This window comes from Nocardioides allogilvus (assembly GCF_003047285.1).
In the GTDB taxonomy this organism is placed as follows: Bacteria; Actinomycetota; Actinomycetes; order Propionibacteriales; family Nocardioidaceae; genus Nocardioides; species Nocardioides allogilvus.
Window position 1 is genome coordinate 87,549 of sequence record NZ_PZYX01000006.1, and the last position, 14,534, is coordinate 102,082.

A 14,534-nucleotide genomic window follows, 5' to 3' on the forward strand; every position below is an offset into this window, starting at 1 on the left:
GAGGGGTCAGGTCGATGCGGTCGAAGTGCTGAATCCCTTGTTCTACGGGGCCTTCCGAGCGCTCGTGAAAACTATCACAAAGTCTGCGGCTGGTTCGAATCGGTCTTGCCGGAGTGCGGTCGGTGCATGATCGGGAGCACGAACGTCATCACTGCAGCCAGCACGAAGGCCGCTGCCAGCCCCACCCAGGTCGACGGCCCGCTGCGCAGGCTCACCAGCACCGATCCCCCGGCGACCAGCGCGGCCCACATCCACATGATGTAGACGGCACGGCGCTGGGAGTGACCGATCTCGAGCAGCCGGTGGTGCAGGTGCTGCTTGTCGGGCGCGAACGGCGACCTGCCGGCCCGCGTACGGCGTACGACCGCCAGCACCAGGTCGGCGACCGGCACCATCAGCAGCGAGGCCGGCAGCAGCACGGGCAGGAACGTGACCAGGATGCTGTTGCCGTCGGAGCTGATCTCGTTGCCGGCGAACTGCCCCGTCACCGTCAGCGCGCTGGCCGAGAGCACCAGCCCGATCAGCATCGAGCCGGAGTCGCCCATGAAGAGCCGGGCCGGGTGGAAGTTGTGCGGCAGGAAGCCGGCGCACGCGCCGGCCAGGCTGGCGGTGAGCAACGCCCCCGTCGTGGCGAGCGTGAGGTCGTTCTCGCTGGCCAGGAAGTAGCAGAAGAGGAAGAAGGCGACGGCGCCGATCCCGACCACGCCGGCCGCGAGGCCGTCGAGGCCGTCGACGAAGTTGACGGCGTTGATCGTCGCGATCACCACGACGACGCTCAGCAGCGCCCCCTGGGCCGGATCCAGGATGAACTGGCTGCTGCCGTCGAAGCCCGGGAAGTAGTAGAACCGCACCCCGAAGACCACCAGCAGCGAGGCAGCCAGCACCTGGCCTCCCAGCTTGGTGAGGGCGTCGATGTCGAAGATGTCGTCGAGCACCCCGACCGCGCACACGAGGGCCCCGGCGAGGAGCACGACCCCGGCATCCTGGAAGACGAATCCCTCGCTGCGCGAGAGGAACGGCAGCTCACGGGCGACGAAGTAGGCCGCCACGAGGCCACCGAGCATCGCGATGCCGCCGAGGTAGGGAATCGGCTCCGTGTGGACGTCGCGGTCACGCACGGCGGCGACCGCGCCGGTGCGCAGGGCGATCTCGCGGGCGATGACGGTCAGGAGGTAGGTGACGGTGCCGGCGACGAGGAAGACGAGGAGGTATTCGCGCATCAGTCGTCGTCCGTGATGCGGCTGCCCAGCGGCTCGAGGACGGCGTTCAGCGCGTCCAGCGAGATCGCCCCGAGCCGGAGGATGCGACCCTCGCTGCCGGTGCAGTCGACGATGGTCGAGGCGTCCGCCCCCAGCGTGGCGCCGGAGTCGACGATCACCTCGACGCTAGCTCCGAGCATCGACTCCGCCTCGTCGGCGGTGCGCGCGGCCGGGCGCCCCGACAGGTTGGCCGAGCTGACGGCCAGCGGGCCGGTCCGTTCGAGGACGGCCAGGGCGATCTCGTCGTCGGGCATGCGGACCGCGACGGTGCCGCGCGTCTCCCCCAGGTCCCACTGCAGCGAGGACTGCTGGCGGCACACGATGGTCAGCGCACCGGGCCAGAACTCCTCGACGAGGGCGCGCGCGTAGTCCGGGATGCCGATGGCGAGCGCGTCCAGCGTGGTCGGGGCGCTCACCAGGACCGGCGGCGGCATCTCGCGGCCACGGCCCTTCGCGGCGAGCAGCGACTGCACCGCCTCGGGCGAGAAGGCATCGGCGGCGATGCCGTAGACCGTGTCGGTCGGCAGCACGATCAATCGGCCCTGCCGGATCGCCATGGCTGCCGCCTCGATGGCGGCCTCCCGCTCGTCGGTGGTCGTCACGGGTAGGCGTTGCACCCGCCTATCGTGCCAGCCGCGCCGTCGTGAAGCGCGGACGACCTGCCAGATCGCGGTGGTCGACGATCTCGACCCAGCGGCCGGTCGCGGCGAACACGCCCGGAGCCGACTCCCCCTGCACGTCGGCGTGCTCCGCCCCGACCACTCCCCCGGGCCGCAGCAGGAGCGCCGCTCGCGCTGCCAGCACGCGGATCGCGTCGAGCCCGTCGTCGCCGGAGAAGAGCGCGAGGTGGGGGTCGTGGTCGCGCGCCTCGACCGCGACCGACTCCCACGCCTCGAGCGGGATGTACGGCGGGTTGCACACGACGACGTCCACGGTCCCGGCCAGGTCGTCGAAGGCCGTGCCCATGTCGCCGTGGCGGAGGTCGACGCCGGTGCCGGCGAGGTTGCGCTCGGCCCAGCCGTGGGCCGACTCGTCCAGCTCCACCGCGTGCACCTCGGCGCCGTCGACCTCGTCGGCGACGGACTTGGCGATCGCGCCGGAGCCGGTGCAGAGGTCGATGACGACCGGCGCCCGGCCGGCACCGTCGCCGACGGCGCGCGCGTGCTCGATCGCCCAGCCGGCCAGCAGCTCGGTCTCAGGTCGCGGAACGAAGACGCCGGGACCGACGGCGAGCTCGACATGGCGGAAGAACGCCGCGCCGGTCAGGTGCTGCAGCGGCTCGCGCGCGGCCCGCCGCTCGATCAGCGTGTCGAAGCGCGCGGCCAGGTCGTCGCCGACCGTGTCGATCCGGAACAGGTCGCGGCGCTCGAGGCCGTGCACGTGCGCGAGCAGCTCGGCGGCGTCGTGCTCCGGGCTCGCGACCCCGGCGGCGCGGAGCTGGTCGACGGCCGCTGCGAGGGCCGCGTGGCGGCGTACGGACGTCACGACTCCCTGCTCACGATTCCAAGGCGTCGAGGCGTGCGGCGAGGTCGGCGTCGACGCAGGACTGCACGACCGGGCCGAGCTCGCCGTCGAGGACGGTGTCGAGGTTGTAGGACTTGTAGCCCGTGCGGTGGTCGGAGATGCGGTTCTCCGGGAAGTTGTAGGTGCGGATGCGTTCGGAGCGGTCGACGGTGCGGATCTGGCTCTTGCGCGCGGCGCTGGCCTCGGCGTCGGCCTCCTCCTGGGCGGCCGCGAGCAGCCGGGCGCGCAGGATCCGCATGGCGGACTCCTTGTTCTGCAGCTGGCTCTTCTCGTTCTGGCAGCTCGCGACGATGCCGGTCGGCACGTGGGTGATGCGCACCGCCGAGTCGGTCGTGTTGACGCTCTGGCCGCCGGGCCCCGAGGAGCGGTAGACGTCGATGCGCAGGTCGCCGTCGTGGATCTCGACGTCGACGTCCTCCGCCTCGGGCATCACCAGGACACCGGCCGCGCTGGTGTGCACGCGTCCTTGCGACTCGGTCACCGGCACCCGCTGCACGCGGTGCACGCCGCCCTCGAACTTGAGCAGGGCGTACGGCGCCTCGCCGGGCTGTGCAATGCCCCTGGCCTTCACCGCGACGGTCACCGACTTGTAGCCGCCCAGGTCGGACTCGGTGGCGTCGATCACCTCCGTCGCCCAGCCGCGCTGCTCGGCGAAGCGGGTGTACATCCGCAGCAGGTCGCCGGCGAAGAGGGCCGACTCCTCGCCGCCCTCCCCCGACTTCACCTCGAGGATGGCGTCCTTGGCGTCCGTGGCGTCGCGTGGGACGAGCAGGTGGCGCAGTCGCTCGCGCGCCTTCTCCCGCTCGGTGCTCAGCTGGTCCGCCTCCGCCGCGAAGCTCGCGTCCTCGCCGGCCAGCTCGCGAGCGGCCTCGATGTCCTCACCGAGCTGCAACCAGTGGCGCCAGGTCGCGACGATGGCCGACAGCTCGGCGTAGCGCTGGTTGAGCTTCTTGGCCAGGCGCTGGTCGGCGTGCGTCTCCGGCTCCGCGAGGCGACTCTCGATGTCGGCATGCTCGGCGACGAGCCCTTCAACGGCCTCGAACACGGGCTCTCCTCAGGTGGTGGTGGAACGCGGCGGAGCAGGAGGGGAAATGCACAGCGCCGACCGCCCGCGCAGTGCGGGAGGTCGGCGCTGGAAGGGAGCTACTTGCTCTCGGCGGTCTCAGCCGTCTCGGCCGTCTCGGCCTTGTCAGCGGACTTCTTGGCGTAGCGGGCCTCGAAGCGGGCGACGCGGCCGCCGGTGTCGAGGATCTTCTGCTTGCCGGTGTAGAACGGGTGGCACTGCGAGCAGACGTCGGCCTTGAGGACGCCGGAGGTCGCGGTGCTGCGGGTCGTGAAGTTCGCGCCACAGGTGCAGGTGACCGTGGTCTCCACGTACTCGGGGTGGATGTCCTTCTTCATGGGGTGTCGTCCTTTCAAACGATGCTCCGGGTCGTCGATGCTTGGGTGCATCCACGTGAACCGGAGCCAGCGCACAATTGTGCCACTGTGCGCAACGCTGGTGTGAATCCGTGCATTCCCCTGCCGGGGCGGGCCGCTAGTTGCCGCGACCGGCGGCCGGCTTCTGCTGCTTGGTCAGGAACTCGATGTTGTTCTGCGCCTTGCGGATCTGGTCGAGGACCGCGCTCACCGACGCGATCGGCTCCGCCGACATCCGGCGCCGCAGCGACTGGACGATGCCGGCCTCCTGCTCGCTGGACAGCAGCGCCTCCTGGCGGGTGCCCGAGGCGACGATGTCGATCGCCGGGAACGTGTGGGCCTCGGCCAGCTCGCGGCGCAGCCGCAGCTCCATGTTGGCGGTGCCGCCGAGCTCCTCGAAGATCACCTCGTCGGTGGCCGAGCCGGTCTCGACGACGACCGTCGCCAGCACGGTCAGCGAGCCGCCGCCCTCGACCTTGCGGGCCGCGCCGAACAGCTGCTTGGGCGGGTGTACGGCGCCGGCGTCGACGCCCCCGGCCAGCGTGCGGCCGGTCGCCGGTGCGGACACGTTGTAGGCCCGGGCCAGGCTGGTCATGGAGTCGAGCAGCACGACGACGTCGTGGCCCAGCTCGACCAGGCGCTTGGCCCGCTCGATCGCGAGCTCGGCGAGCATGGTGTGGTCGCTGGCGGCCCGGTCGAAGGTCGAGGCGATGACCTCACCCTTGACGGCGCGCTGGAAGTCGGTGACCTCCTCGGGGCGCGCGTCGAGCAGCACCACCATGAGGTGGACCTCGGGATTGTTGCGCGAGACCGACTGCGCCACCGACTGGAGCAGGGTGGTGCGACCCGACTTCGGCGGGGCCACGATCAGGCCGCGCTGGCCCTTGCCGATCGGGGCGGCGATGTCGATGACGCGCCCGGTCAGGTTGGCCGCGTCGGTCTCGAGACGGAGCCGCTCGGTCGGGTGCACGGGCGTGAAGGTCTCGAACTCGAGCCGCTCGCGGGCGGCCTCGGGGTCGGTCCCGTTGACGCTGTCGATGCGCACCATCGGGTTGAACTTCTCCTTGCGCTCGCCCTCGCGGGGCTGGCGCACCTGGCCGACGACGGCGTCGCCGCGGCGCAGGCCGAACTTCCGCACCATCGACAGCGACAGGTAGACGTCGTCGGTGCCGGGGAGGTAGCCGGAGGTGCGCACGAAGGCGTAGTTGTCGAGGACGTCGAGGATGCCGGCCGCCGGCACGAGGACGTCGTCCTCGAGCACCGTGGTGTCCGGCTCGTTGCGCCCGCCCGGCACCCGGGTGGCCTGGCGCTCGCGGTCACGGCCACGGCGGCGGCGGTTGCGGCGGCTGCCGCCCTCGCCGTCGTCGTCGAAGTCGTCGAGCTGCTGCTGGCTGGCCTGCTGTCCGCCCTGCTGCTGGTTGCCTTGCTGCTGGTTGCGGTTCTGGGCCTGCTTGTTCTCGCCCTGCTTCTCGCCCTGCTTGTTGTCGGCCTGCTTCTCCGACTTCTCCGCCTGGCTGCCCTGCTTGGCGCCCTGCTTCTGCTCGGACTTCCGCTCGGGCTGCTCCGCCTTGCCGGACTTCTCCGACTGCTCGCCCTTCTCGGTCTTCTCCGGCTTGTCCGCCTGGGTGGCCTGCTGGCCGGCCTGCCGGTTGCGGTTGCGCTGACGGCTGGTGACCTCGACCGTCGGGGCAGCGGCCTTGGGCTCGGACGTGGGCTCGGACGTGGGCTCGGACGTGGCCTCGGCCTTGGGCGCGGACTCAGCCTTCGCCTGGGGCGCCGCCTCGGCGGGCTGCGCCTCGCGAGCCGGGGCGGTCCGCGGCGTACGCACCGTCGTCGTCACCTTGGGAGCCGTCGTGCTCGGGCCCGACTGGGCGGCCTTGATGGCCTCGACGAGCTGGGCCTTCTTCATCGATCCGGCGCCGGAGACACCCATGCCGCTGGCCATCGACTTGAGGTCGGCGAGCAGCATGGAGCCGAGGCCGCCGCCCTTCTTCTTGGCAGCGGAAGAGGCGGGAGCGTCAGTTGATTCAGTCACGTGAGTCCAACTCAGTTGTGGCGCCGCCGCTGCCACGAAGGTGGGCGGCGCGTGTCATCAGGACAGAGATCCGGCAACCAGACGGCCGGAGGAATGGAGTGGCACCCGTGCGGCGAAGCGCCGCGGATGCCCACGCCGTACGGCGCAGCGTGATGCTAACACCAGTGACACCGGCGCTCGCGTCACTCCCCGACGACGACGCCCGCGGCCTCGATGTCGAGCGCGTGGCAGGCCCACCCGCGCGGCGCACGCGCTCGCAGGTCGTGCCCGTTGCCGCCCGCGAACGCCAGCACCGTGGGCCCGGCGCCGCTGATCACGGCCGCGATGCCGTCGGCGCGCAGCGCGTGCACCAGCGCGAGCGACTCGGGCATGGCCGGCTCCCGCTGCTCCTGGTGGAGGTAGTCGCGGGTGGCGGCGAGGAGGTGCTCGGGCCGGCCGGCGAGGGCGGCCACGAGCAGCGCGGCGCGGCCGCTGTTGGCGGCGGCGTCCGCGTGCGGGACGACGTCAGGCAGCAGCCCCCGGGCGACCTTGGTCTCGACGGGGGTGGACGGCACGTAGACGACGGCGCTGACGCGCGGGTCGACACCGGCGGCCACGGCATACCACTGGTCGTCCTCGCGACCGGAGATCACGAACCCGCCGTAGAACGCGGGCGCGACGTTGTCGGGGTGGCCCTCGATGTCAGCGGCCAGCCGGAACAGCGCGTCGTCGTCGAGCAGCAGCTGGCCCCCGGCGACCAGCGCGCGTGCCAGCGTGACCCCGCCGACGATGGCAGCGGACGAGGAGCCGAGGCCGCGACCGTGCGGGATGACGTTGTCGCAGCGCAGGACCAGCCCGGCCGGCTCGGCGTCCATGGCGGCGAACGCTGCGCGCATCGACCGGACGACCAGGTGGGACTCGTCGCGGGGCACGTCCTCGGCACCGGCGCCGGTGACCTCGATCCGCAGGCCGCCCTCGGTGACCTCGGCCTCGAGGGAGTCACGCAGCGAGAGCGCGAGCCCGAGCGAGTCGAAGCCGGGGCCGAGGTTGGCCGACGTGGCCGGGACGGTGACCCGCACCGGGCCGGAGACGAAGGTCGCCATGCTCAGGCGAGACCGGCGGCCGTGGCCGCGGCGACGACATCGGCGTCGACGACGGTGTCGACGATGTCGGTGTGCGACTCCAGCGCCGTGGCGGTGTCCTTGAGCCCGTGGCCCGTGACGGTGATCGCGACCGTCGTGCCGGCATAGCTCTCGCCGGCGGCGAGCTCGGCGAGCAGGCCCGCGACACCGGCCGCGGACGCGGGCTCGACGAAGACGCCGTCACGTCGGGCCAGCTCGGCCTGCGCGGCCAGGATCTGGGCGTCGGAGACGGCCGCGAACCGGCCCTCGGACTCCTTCGCGGCCATCTCGGCCAGGTGCCAGGACGCGGGGTTGCCGACGCGGATCGCGGTGGCCTTCGTCTCGGGGTCCGGGAACGGCTCACCGGTCACCAGCGGAGCTGCACCCTCGGCCTGGAAGCCGCGCATGACGGGCAGCTTGGTGGCGCGGCCCAGCTCGGCGTACTGCTGGTAGCCCATCCAGTAGGCGGCGATGTTGCCGGCGTTGCCGACGGGGAGCAGGTGGTAGTCGGGGGCGTCACCGAGGAAGTCGCAGATCTCGAAGGAACCGGTCTTCTGCCCCTGGAGCCGGACCGGGTTGACCGAGTTGACCAGGGCGACGGGATAGTCCTTCGCCAGGCCGCGGGCGATGTCGAGGCAGTGGTCGAAGTTGCCGCGGACCATGATGATCTGGGCGCCGTGGACGACGGCCTGGGCCATCTTGCCGGCGGCGATCTTGCCCTCGGGGATGAGCACGAGCGGCTTGAGGCCGGCCTTGGCAGCGTAGGCCGCCATCGACGCGGACGTGTTGCCGGTGGAGGCGCAGACGACGGCCTCCGCACCCTCGTGCTTGGCCACGGAGATCGCGGCCGTCATGCCACGGTCCTTGAACGAGCCGGTGGGGTTGTTGGCCTCCACCTTGAGCCAGACCTCGGCGCCGGTCAGCGTCGAGAGCCAGTCGGAGTGCACGAGCGGCGTGCCGCCCTCGCGCAGCGTGACGGCCACCAGACCATCGGGCAGGTCGAGCAGGTCGCGGTACTCCTCGATGACACCGCGCCACTGACCGTTGGCCTGGCTCATTCGTCTCCTCCTTCAACGCGCATCACCGAGGTGACGTCGCGCACGATGTCCATGCTGCGCAGCTGCTGCACGGTTGCGCTGAGCGCGGCGTCGGTCGCCGCGTGGCTGACCACGACGAGCTGGGCGTCGGCACCGCGACCCTCCTGGCGGACGGTCTGGATCGAGACACCGTTGTCCGCGAACGCCGTCGCCACGGCGGCCAGCACCCCCGAGCGGTCGTCGACGTCCAGCGCCACGTGGTAGCGGGTGCGGGTCTCCCCCATCGGCAGGACCGCACGATCGGCGTACGCCGACTCGCCGGCGCCGCGCGTGTTGCTGAGCCGGTTGCGCGCGACCGTGACCAGGTCACCGAGCACGGCGCTGGCCGTCGGCGAGCCGCCGGCACCGGGGCCGTAGAACATCAGCTGGCCGGCGGCCTCGGACTCGACGAAGACGGCGTTGTAGGCGCCGCGCACGCTGGCGAGCGGGTGGCTGCGCGGGATCATCGCCGGGTGCACGCGCACGGCCACCTGGTCGTCGCCTCCGGGTCCGGGGCGCAGCTCGCAGATGGCGAGCAGCTTGACGACGGAGTCCATGTCGCGGGCCGACTGCACGTCGGCTGCCGTCACCTCGGAGATGCCCTCGCGGTAGACGTCCGAGGCGGTGACCCGGGAGTGGAACGCCAGGCTCGCCAGGATCGCGGCCTTGGCCGCGGCGTCGAAGCCCTCGACGTCGGCGGTCGGGTCGGCCTCGGCGTAGCCGAGGTCCTGGGCCTCCTCCAGCGCCTCGGAGAAGCCGGCTCCCGAGGAGTCCATCTTGTCCAGGATGAAGTTGGTGGTGCCGTTGACGATGCCGAGCACGCGGGTGACCTTGTCACCGGCGAGGGACTCGCGCAGCGGGCGCAGGATCGGGATCGCACCGGCCACGGCGGCCTCGTAGTAGAGGTCGCGCTCGGCCTTGGCGGCCGCCTCGAAGAGCGTGGGGCCGTCCTCGGCGAGGAGCGCCTTGTTGGCCGTGACGACGCTGGCGCCGTTGGCCAGGGCGCTGAGGATCAGCGACCGGGCGGGCTCGATGCCGCCGATCACCTCGACCACCACGTCGACGTCCTCGCGGGCGACGAGCCCGGCAGCATCCGTGGTCAGCAGGCCGGCCGGCACGTCCACGTCGCGCTGGGCGTCCAGGCGCCGGACCGCGACGCCGACCAGCTCGACCGGTGCACCCACCCGCGCCGTGAGGTCGTCGGCCTGCTCCATGAGCAGCCGCACCACCTGTGAACCCACAGAACCACAGCCCAGCACGGCGACCTTCAGTCGCTTGTTCTCCATCACGCACCCACGTCAGTAGCCAACAGGTCGTCTTCAGTCTCCCTGCGCAGCACGACGGAAATCTTCCCGTCCCGCACAGCGATCACCGGAGGTCGCAGCGCATGGTTGTAGTTGGACGCCATCGAGCGGCAATAAGCGCCCGTTCCCGGGACGGCGACGAGGTCGCCGGGAGCGATGTCGGAGGGCAGGAACTCGTCCTTGACCACGATGTCGCCGGCCTCGCAGTGCTTGCCGACCACGCGGGCCAGCGCCGGCCCCGCGGGCGAGACGCGGCTGGCCAGGGTCGCGGAGTAGTCGGCGTCGTAGAGCGCGGTGCGGATGTTGTCGCTCATCCCGCCGTCCACGCTGACATAGGTACGGCGGGCTCCGCCGTCGAGCGCGACCTCCTTGACGGTGCCGACGGTGTAGACCGTGCACATCGCCGGGCCGACGATCGCGCGGCCGGGCTCGATGCTCAGTCGCGGCTCGGGGATGCCGAGGGCCTTGCACTCGTGCTCGACGATCTTGGACATCTCGGTGGCGAGCTGCGCGGGGTCGCTCGGGTCGTCCTGGGTCGTGTAGGCGATGCCGAAGCCGCCGCCGAGGTCCATCTCCGGCATCTCGACGCCGATCTCCTCGCTGACGCGTGCGTGCAGCGCGAGCACGCGACGGGCCGCGACCTCGAAGCCGGAGGAGTCGAAGATCTGGCTGCCGATGTGGCTGTGCAGGCCGAGCAGGTCGATGCCTGCGGCGTCGTGCACGCGGCGTACGGCCTCGAAGGCGTCACCGCTGGTGATCGAGAAGCCGAACTTCTGGTCCTCGTGGGCGGTGGCGATGTATTCGTGGGTGTGGGCCTCGACGCCCGCGGTGACCCGGAGCATCACGCGCGCACGGACGCCCGTGTCCGTCGTCAGCCGCTCGAGGCGCTCGATCTCGTGGAAGGAGTCGACGATGATCCGCCCCACCCCCAGCTCGAGGGCACGGGCGAGCTCGGGCTCGGTCTTGTTGTTGCCGTGGTAGCCGATGCGGGCCATCGGGAACCCGGCCCGCTCGGCGACGGTGAGCTCGCCCGCCGAGCAGACGTCGAGGTGAAGTCCCTCCTCGGCCAGCCAGCGCACGGTGGTGGTGGAGAGGAAGGCCTTGCCGGCGAAGAAGACGTCGTAGGCGGCGAACGCCTCCTTGAAGGCGCGAGCGCGACCGCGGAAGTCGGCCTCGTCGAGGACGTAGGCAGGGCTGCCGACCTCGGCGACCAGGTCGGTCAGCGCGACGCCGCCGACGCTGAGCACGCCGTCGGTCTTCTCGGCAGTGCTCGACCAGAGCAGCGGGACGATCTCGTTGGGGTCGCTGGGCTCGCGCAGCCAGGACGGGCCGCGCAGGGCGCCGTCAGCGTGCGCCCAACCGGACGGGTGCGAGGTGGGCACGACTCACATCCGCTCGGGCGCGGAGACGCCGAGCAGGGCCAGGCCGTTGGCCAGCACGACCCGCGTCGCGTCGACGAGCACGAGCCGGGCCTGGTTGAGATCGGTCGTCTCCTCGTCGCCGCGCGGCAGCACGCGGCAGCTGTCGTAGAACCGGTGGTAGGTCCCGGCCAGCTCCTCGAGGTAGCGAGCGACACGGTGCGGCTCACGCAGCTCGGCGGCCGCCTTGACCACACGCGGGAACTCGGCGAGCACTCGCAGCAGCTCGCCCTCCTTCTCATGCGTGAGCAGCGCCGGGTGGGACTCGGCAACGACGCCGAGGTCGGCGGCGTTGCGCATCAGGCTCGCCACCCGGGCGTGGGCGTACTGCACGGTGAAGACCGGGTTGTCGTTGGTGGCCTTGGCCCACAGGTCGAGGTCGATGTCGATCGGCGAGTCGGAGTGGTAGCGCGCCAGGGCATAGCGGCTGGCGTCCACTCCGATGGCGCCGACGAGGTCGTCGATGGTGACGACGGTCCCGGCCCGCTTGGACATCCGCAGCGGCTGGCCGTCGCGCAGCAGGTTGACCATCTGGCCGATGAGGATCTCGAGGTTCTTGCCCGGCTCGTCGCCGAAGGCCGCGCACATCGCGTTCATCCGGCCCACGTAGCCGTGGTGGTCGGCGCCGAGCATGATGAAGCAGCGGTCGAAGCCGCGCTCCCGCTTGTCGAGGTAGTAGGCGAGGTCGCCCGAGAGGTAGGCGGCAGCACCGTTGGAGCGCACGATGACGCGGTCCTTGTCGTCGCCGAACTTCTCGGTCCGGAGCCAGAGTGCACCGTCGGCCTCGTAGGTGTTGCCCAGCTCGGTGAGCCGGTCGATCGCCTTCTTCACCGCACCGCTCTTGTGCAGGTTGTCCTCGTGGAAGTAGACGTCGAAGTCGACCCCGAAGTCGTGCAGGGACTGCTTGATCTCGGCGAACATCAGCTCGACGCCCTCGGCGCGGAAGACTTCCTGCGCCTCGGCGTCGGGGAGCTCGAGGACGTCGGGCCGCTTGGCCATGACGTCCTTGGCGATGTCCTCGATGTAGGCGCCGCCGTAGCCGTCCTCGGGCACGGGCAGGCCCTTGGCCCAGGCCATCAACGACGCGCTGAAGCGGTCGAGCTGCGCGCCGTGGTCGTTGAAGTAGTACTCCCTGGTGACGTCCGCCCCGGTGAGGGTGAAGATCCGGCCGAGCGCGTCGCCGACCGCGGCCCAGCGGACCCCACCGAGGTGGAGGGGGCCGGTGGGGTTGGCCGAGACGAACTCGAGGTTGATCTTCTCGCCTGCGAACGCGTCGGAGGCGCCGTACGACGCGCCGGCCGCCACGATGTCGGCGGCCACCTGTCCCTGGGCGCCGGAGTCGACGGTGATGTTGAGGAAGCCGGGACCCGCAACCTCGACGTCGCTGACGGCGTCGTGGTCGGCGAGCCGCTTCGCCACGAGCTCGGCGAAGGCCCGCGGGTTGGTGCCCGCCTGCTTGGCGAGCTTGAGCGCGACGTTGGTGGCGTAGTCGCCGTGTCCCTTCTGCCGCGGTCGCTCCACCGTCACCGTCGTCGGGACGCCGTCGGGCAGCGTCACGGCGCCGTCGGCCACGAGCGCTTGGAGGACGTCGACGATGATCAAGGAGAGCTGGTCTGGGGTCACCGACCCAGCCTATCGGCGCGGCACCGTCCCCCCCGAACCGGTTTCACGCTGCGGCGAACGGGGTTGTAGGGTCTGCTTCGCCCGAGCCTCCGTAGCTCAGGGGATAGAGCACTGGTTTCCGGTACCAGGTGTCGCAGGTTCGAATCCTGCCGGAGGCGCTCGTGTGTCATCGTCGTCCCGGAACTCCACGTCCTGCGTGGAGTTTCGGTCATTTCCGGGCGCGCCGCCTCGTCCGGGTCGGTAAAGATCCGGCACCTGTTCATGGACATTCGGGTTCAGGACGACAGTGATGGGTAACACTGAGTTACTCGCGGGGGCGTGTGTGTGTGCTTCTCGTGACCTCATTGAAGCGTCGACACCACTTGGAGCCCACCGTGAGCAAGCTGATCTCGGGTCTCGCCCTCTCCCTCGCCGGCACCTTGGTCGCATCGTCGGCCCTCGCTGTGACCGCCGCAGGCCTGGCCCCGGCCAACGCCGCGGGCGAGGAGCGGTCCGCCCTGACCCTGACCAACTTCGGCTACCGCGCCGACGTCTACGCCGTGAAGCTGGTGACCGACAACGTCGAGGCGTTCAACCTCAAGGACGCCCACGCCCAGCTCCGCTGCACGCGCGCCATCGGGCAGTCGGCCGAGGAGAAGTCGATCCTCAGCGTGCCGGACAACCCGTTGATCAACATCGCGGCGAGCACGAGCCGCACCGACACCTACAAGGACGGCGCAACCCACGGCGTCCGCGGTGTCAACACCATCGCTGACATCCGCATCGGCGGCCAGATCGGGGACGTCAAGACGCCCATGCTCGTGATCGAGGGCCTCACCACGACCGCCAACGCCTTCCACACCCCGCAGGGCTTCGGCCACGAGGAGACGTTCGACTTCGCGAGCATCAGGCTCGAGCTGCTCGAGGGCACGCCGCTGCAGGGCACGCCCCTCGAGGCCCTGGTCGAGCCCCTCAACCAGGTGACCGACACCGTCTTCGAGGGCACCAACGACGCCGCGAACGCGGTCTTCCAGGTGCTCCAGTCGGCCACCGCACCGATCCAGATCCCGGGCCTCGGCTCGATCGCCCTCGGCAAGATCCGCGGCACGGCGACGAAGAAGAAGGCGACCTCGGAGGCGATGGCGCTCGAGATCCTGGTCGAGGCCGGCGGCAGCCGCCAGCTGGTCGAGATCGGCTCGGCCAACGCCCGCATCGGTGCCCCCACCCCGGCCGGGGTCTTCCGCGCGGGCGGCACCGCCCTGGACCTGCAGGCCCTGCAGAGCCTGCTCCACTTCGGCAACGTCCAGCACAAGTCGATCCCCTGCGAGGGCACGCTCGGCCGGACCATGACCTACCGGATCCCCTCGGCCGGCGTCCTGCTCGGGCTCGTGGCCCGCGTCAGCGGCGTCACCTACGCCCACCGCGGCAGCCAGCACGCCAAGCGGGACCTCGCCAAGGGCTTCTCCTCGGTCCGCATCGCGCACACCTCGGTCCCCTCGGTCGGCCTGGAGATCAACGACATCTTCAGCCGGGTCAAGATGCGCGGCAAGGAGAACAAGCCGGTCAAGTCGACGATCTCCTCCAGCATCGGCTCGATCACCTTCCGCGGCCAGCCGGTCGCCGTACCCGCGGTCGGACAGACGGTCGAGCTCCCGGGCGGCGCCGGCCTGATCCAGCGCCAGCTGGTCAAGGACAGCCGCTACGGCGCGAAGTCGATCGGCCTGCGCGTCCAGCTGTTCGAGAACGCGGTCGTCCTCGACCTCGGCCTGGCCGACGGGCACATCTACCCGCGCTGAC

12 protein-coding genes and 1 tRNA gene are annotated in these 14,534 nt (G+C 71.0%); 2 read left to right on the forward strand and 11 right to left on the reverse strand.

The window, feature by feature from the left end; all coding sequences use genetic code 11:
* Window positions 1–74 precede the first annotated feature (74 nt).
* The 11 genes from C9J87_RS11130 to argS form a co-directional block, all read right to left on the reverse strand.
* Window positions 75–1,220, reverse strand: a complete 1,146-nt coding sequence (locus tag C9J87_RS11130; RefSeq protein ID WP_010832392.1) for an MraY family glycosyltransferase — start codon at window positions 1,218–1,220, stop codon at window positions 75–77.
* Window positions 1,220–1,876, reverse strand: a complete 657-nt coding sequence (locus tag C9J87_RS11135; RefSeq protein WP_051204141.1) for an L-threonylcarbamoyladenylate synthase — start codon at window positions 1,874–1,876, stop codon at window positions 1,220–1,222. The genes C9J87_RS11130 and C9J87_RS11135 overlap by 1 nt, the downstream gene beginning before the upstream one ends.
* A gap of 4 nt (window positions 1,877–1,880) precedes the next feature.
* Complete coding sequence (gene prmC, locus C9J87_RS11140; RefSeq protein ID WP_107705554.1) at window positions 1,881–2,744, reverse strand: peptide chain release factor N(5)-glutamine methyltransferase; 864 nt, start codon at window positions 2,742–2,744, stop codon at window positions 1,881–1,883.
* 10 nt (window positions 2,745–2,754) lie between these two features.
* A complete protein-coding gene (gene prfA, locus C9J87_RS11145) occupies window positions 2,755–3,828 on the reverse strand; it encodes a peptide chain release factor 1 (RefSeq protein ID WP_010832389.1) in 1,074 nt (357 codons plus the stop codon).
* Window positions 3,829–3,926: 98 nt separating this feature from the next.
* Entirely contained in the window at window positions 3,927–4,184 is a 258-nt protein-coding gene (rpmE, locus tag C9J87_RS11150; protein ID WP_010832388.1) for a 50S ribosomal protein L31, read from the reverse strand.
* A 136-nt stretch (window positions 4,185–4,320) separates the two neighbouring features.
* Window positions 4,321–6,237, reverse strand: coding sequence for a transcription termination factor Rho (gene rho, locus C9J87_RS11155; protein ID WP_107705555.1), 1,917 nt, complete (start codon window positions 6,235–6,237; stop codon window positions 4,321–4,323).
* 182 nt (window positions 6,238–6,419) lie between these two features.
* Window positions 6,420–7,319: a homoserine kinase gene (gene thrB, locus C9J87_RS11160; RefSeq protein ID WP_107705556.1), complete on the reverse strand. Its 900-nt coding sequence runs from the start codon at window positions 7,317–7,319 to the stop codon at window positions 6,420–6,422.
* A gap of 2 nt (window positions 7,320–7,321) precedes the next feature.
* Complete coding sequence (thrC, locus tag C9J87_RS11165; protein ID WP_010832385.1) at window positions 7,322–8,395, reverse strand: threonine synthase; 1,074 nt, start codon at window positions 8,393–8,395, stop codon at window positions 7,322–7,324.
* Window positions 8,392–9,699, reverse strand: a complete 1,308-nt coding sequence (locus C9J87_RS11170; RefSeq protein ID WP_107705557.1) for a homoserine dehydrogenase — start codon at window positions 9,697–9,699, stop codon at window positions 8,392–8,394. The genes thrC and C9J87_RS11170 overlap by 4 nt, the downstream gene beginning before the upstream one ends.
* Window positions 9,699–11,099 carry a diaminopimelate decarboxylase gene (gene lysA / locus C9J87_RS11175; protein ID WP_107705558.1) on the reverse strand — a complete coding sequence of 467 codons (1,401 nt, stop codon included), beginning with the start codon at window positions 11,097–11,099 and terminating at the stop codon, window positions 9,699–9,701. The genes C9J87_RS11170 and lysA overlap by 1 nt, the downstream gene beginning before the upstream one ends.
* A gap of 3 nt (window positions 11,100–11,102) precedes the next feature.
* Window positions 11,103–12,758, reverse strand: a complete 1,656-nt coding sequence (gene argS, locus C9J87_RS11180; protein WP_107705559.1) for an arginine--tRNA ligase — start codon at window positions 12,756–12,758, stop codon at window positions 11,103–11,105.
* 85 nt (window positions 12,759–12,843) lie between these two features.
* Here argS and C9J87_RS11185 point away from each other — a divergent pair.
* Together C9J87_RS11185 and C9J87_RS11190 are read left to right on the forward strand one after the other, a co-directional pair.
* Window positions 12,844–12,916, forward strand: a tRNA-Arg gene (locus tag C9J87_RS11185).
* Between the two features lie 216 nt (window positions 12,917–13,132).
* The gene (locus C9J87_RS11190; protein WP_157953177.1) at window positions 13,133–14,533 is read left to right on the forward strand and encodes a hypothetical protein; all 1,401 of its coding nucleotides are present in this window, start codon (window positions 13,133–13,135) and stop codon (window positions 14,531–14,533) included.
* Window position 14,534 lies beyond the last annotated feature (1 nt).

Coding starts and splice junctions, on each gene's coding strand:
- C9J87_RS11130 (WP_010832392.1), bottom strand. CDS start 1,220: ATGCGCGAATACCTCCTCGTCTTCCTCGTCGCCGGCACCGTCACCTAC.
- rpmE (WP_010832388.1), bottom strand. CDS start 4,184: ATGAAGAAGGACATCCACCCCGAGTACGTGGAGACCACGGTCACCTGC.
- thrB (WP_107705556.1), bottom strand. CDS start 7,319: ATGGCGACCTTCGTCTCCGGCCCGGTGCGGGTCACCGTCCCGGCCACG.
- thrC (WP_010832385.1), bottom strand. CDS start 8,395: ATGAGCCAGGCCAACGGTCAGTGGCGCGGTGTCATCGAGGAGTACCGC.
- C9J87_RS11170 (WP_107705557.1), bottom strand. CDS start 9,699: ATGGAGAACAAGCGACTGAAGGTCGCCGTGCTGGGCTGTGGTTCTGTG.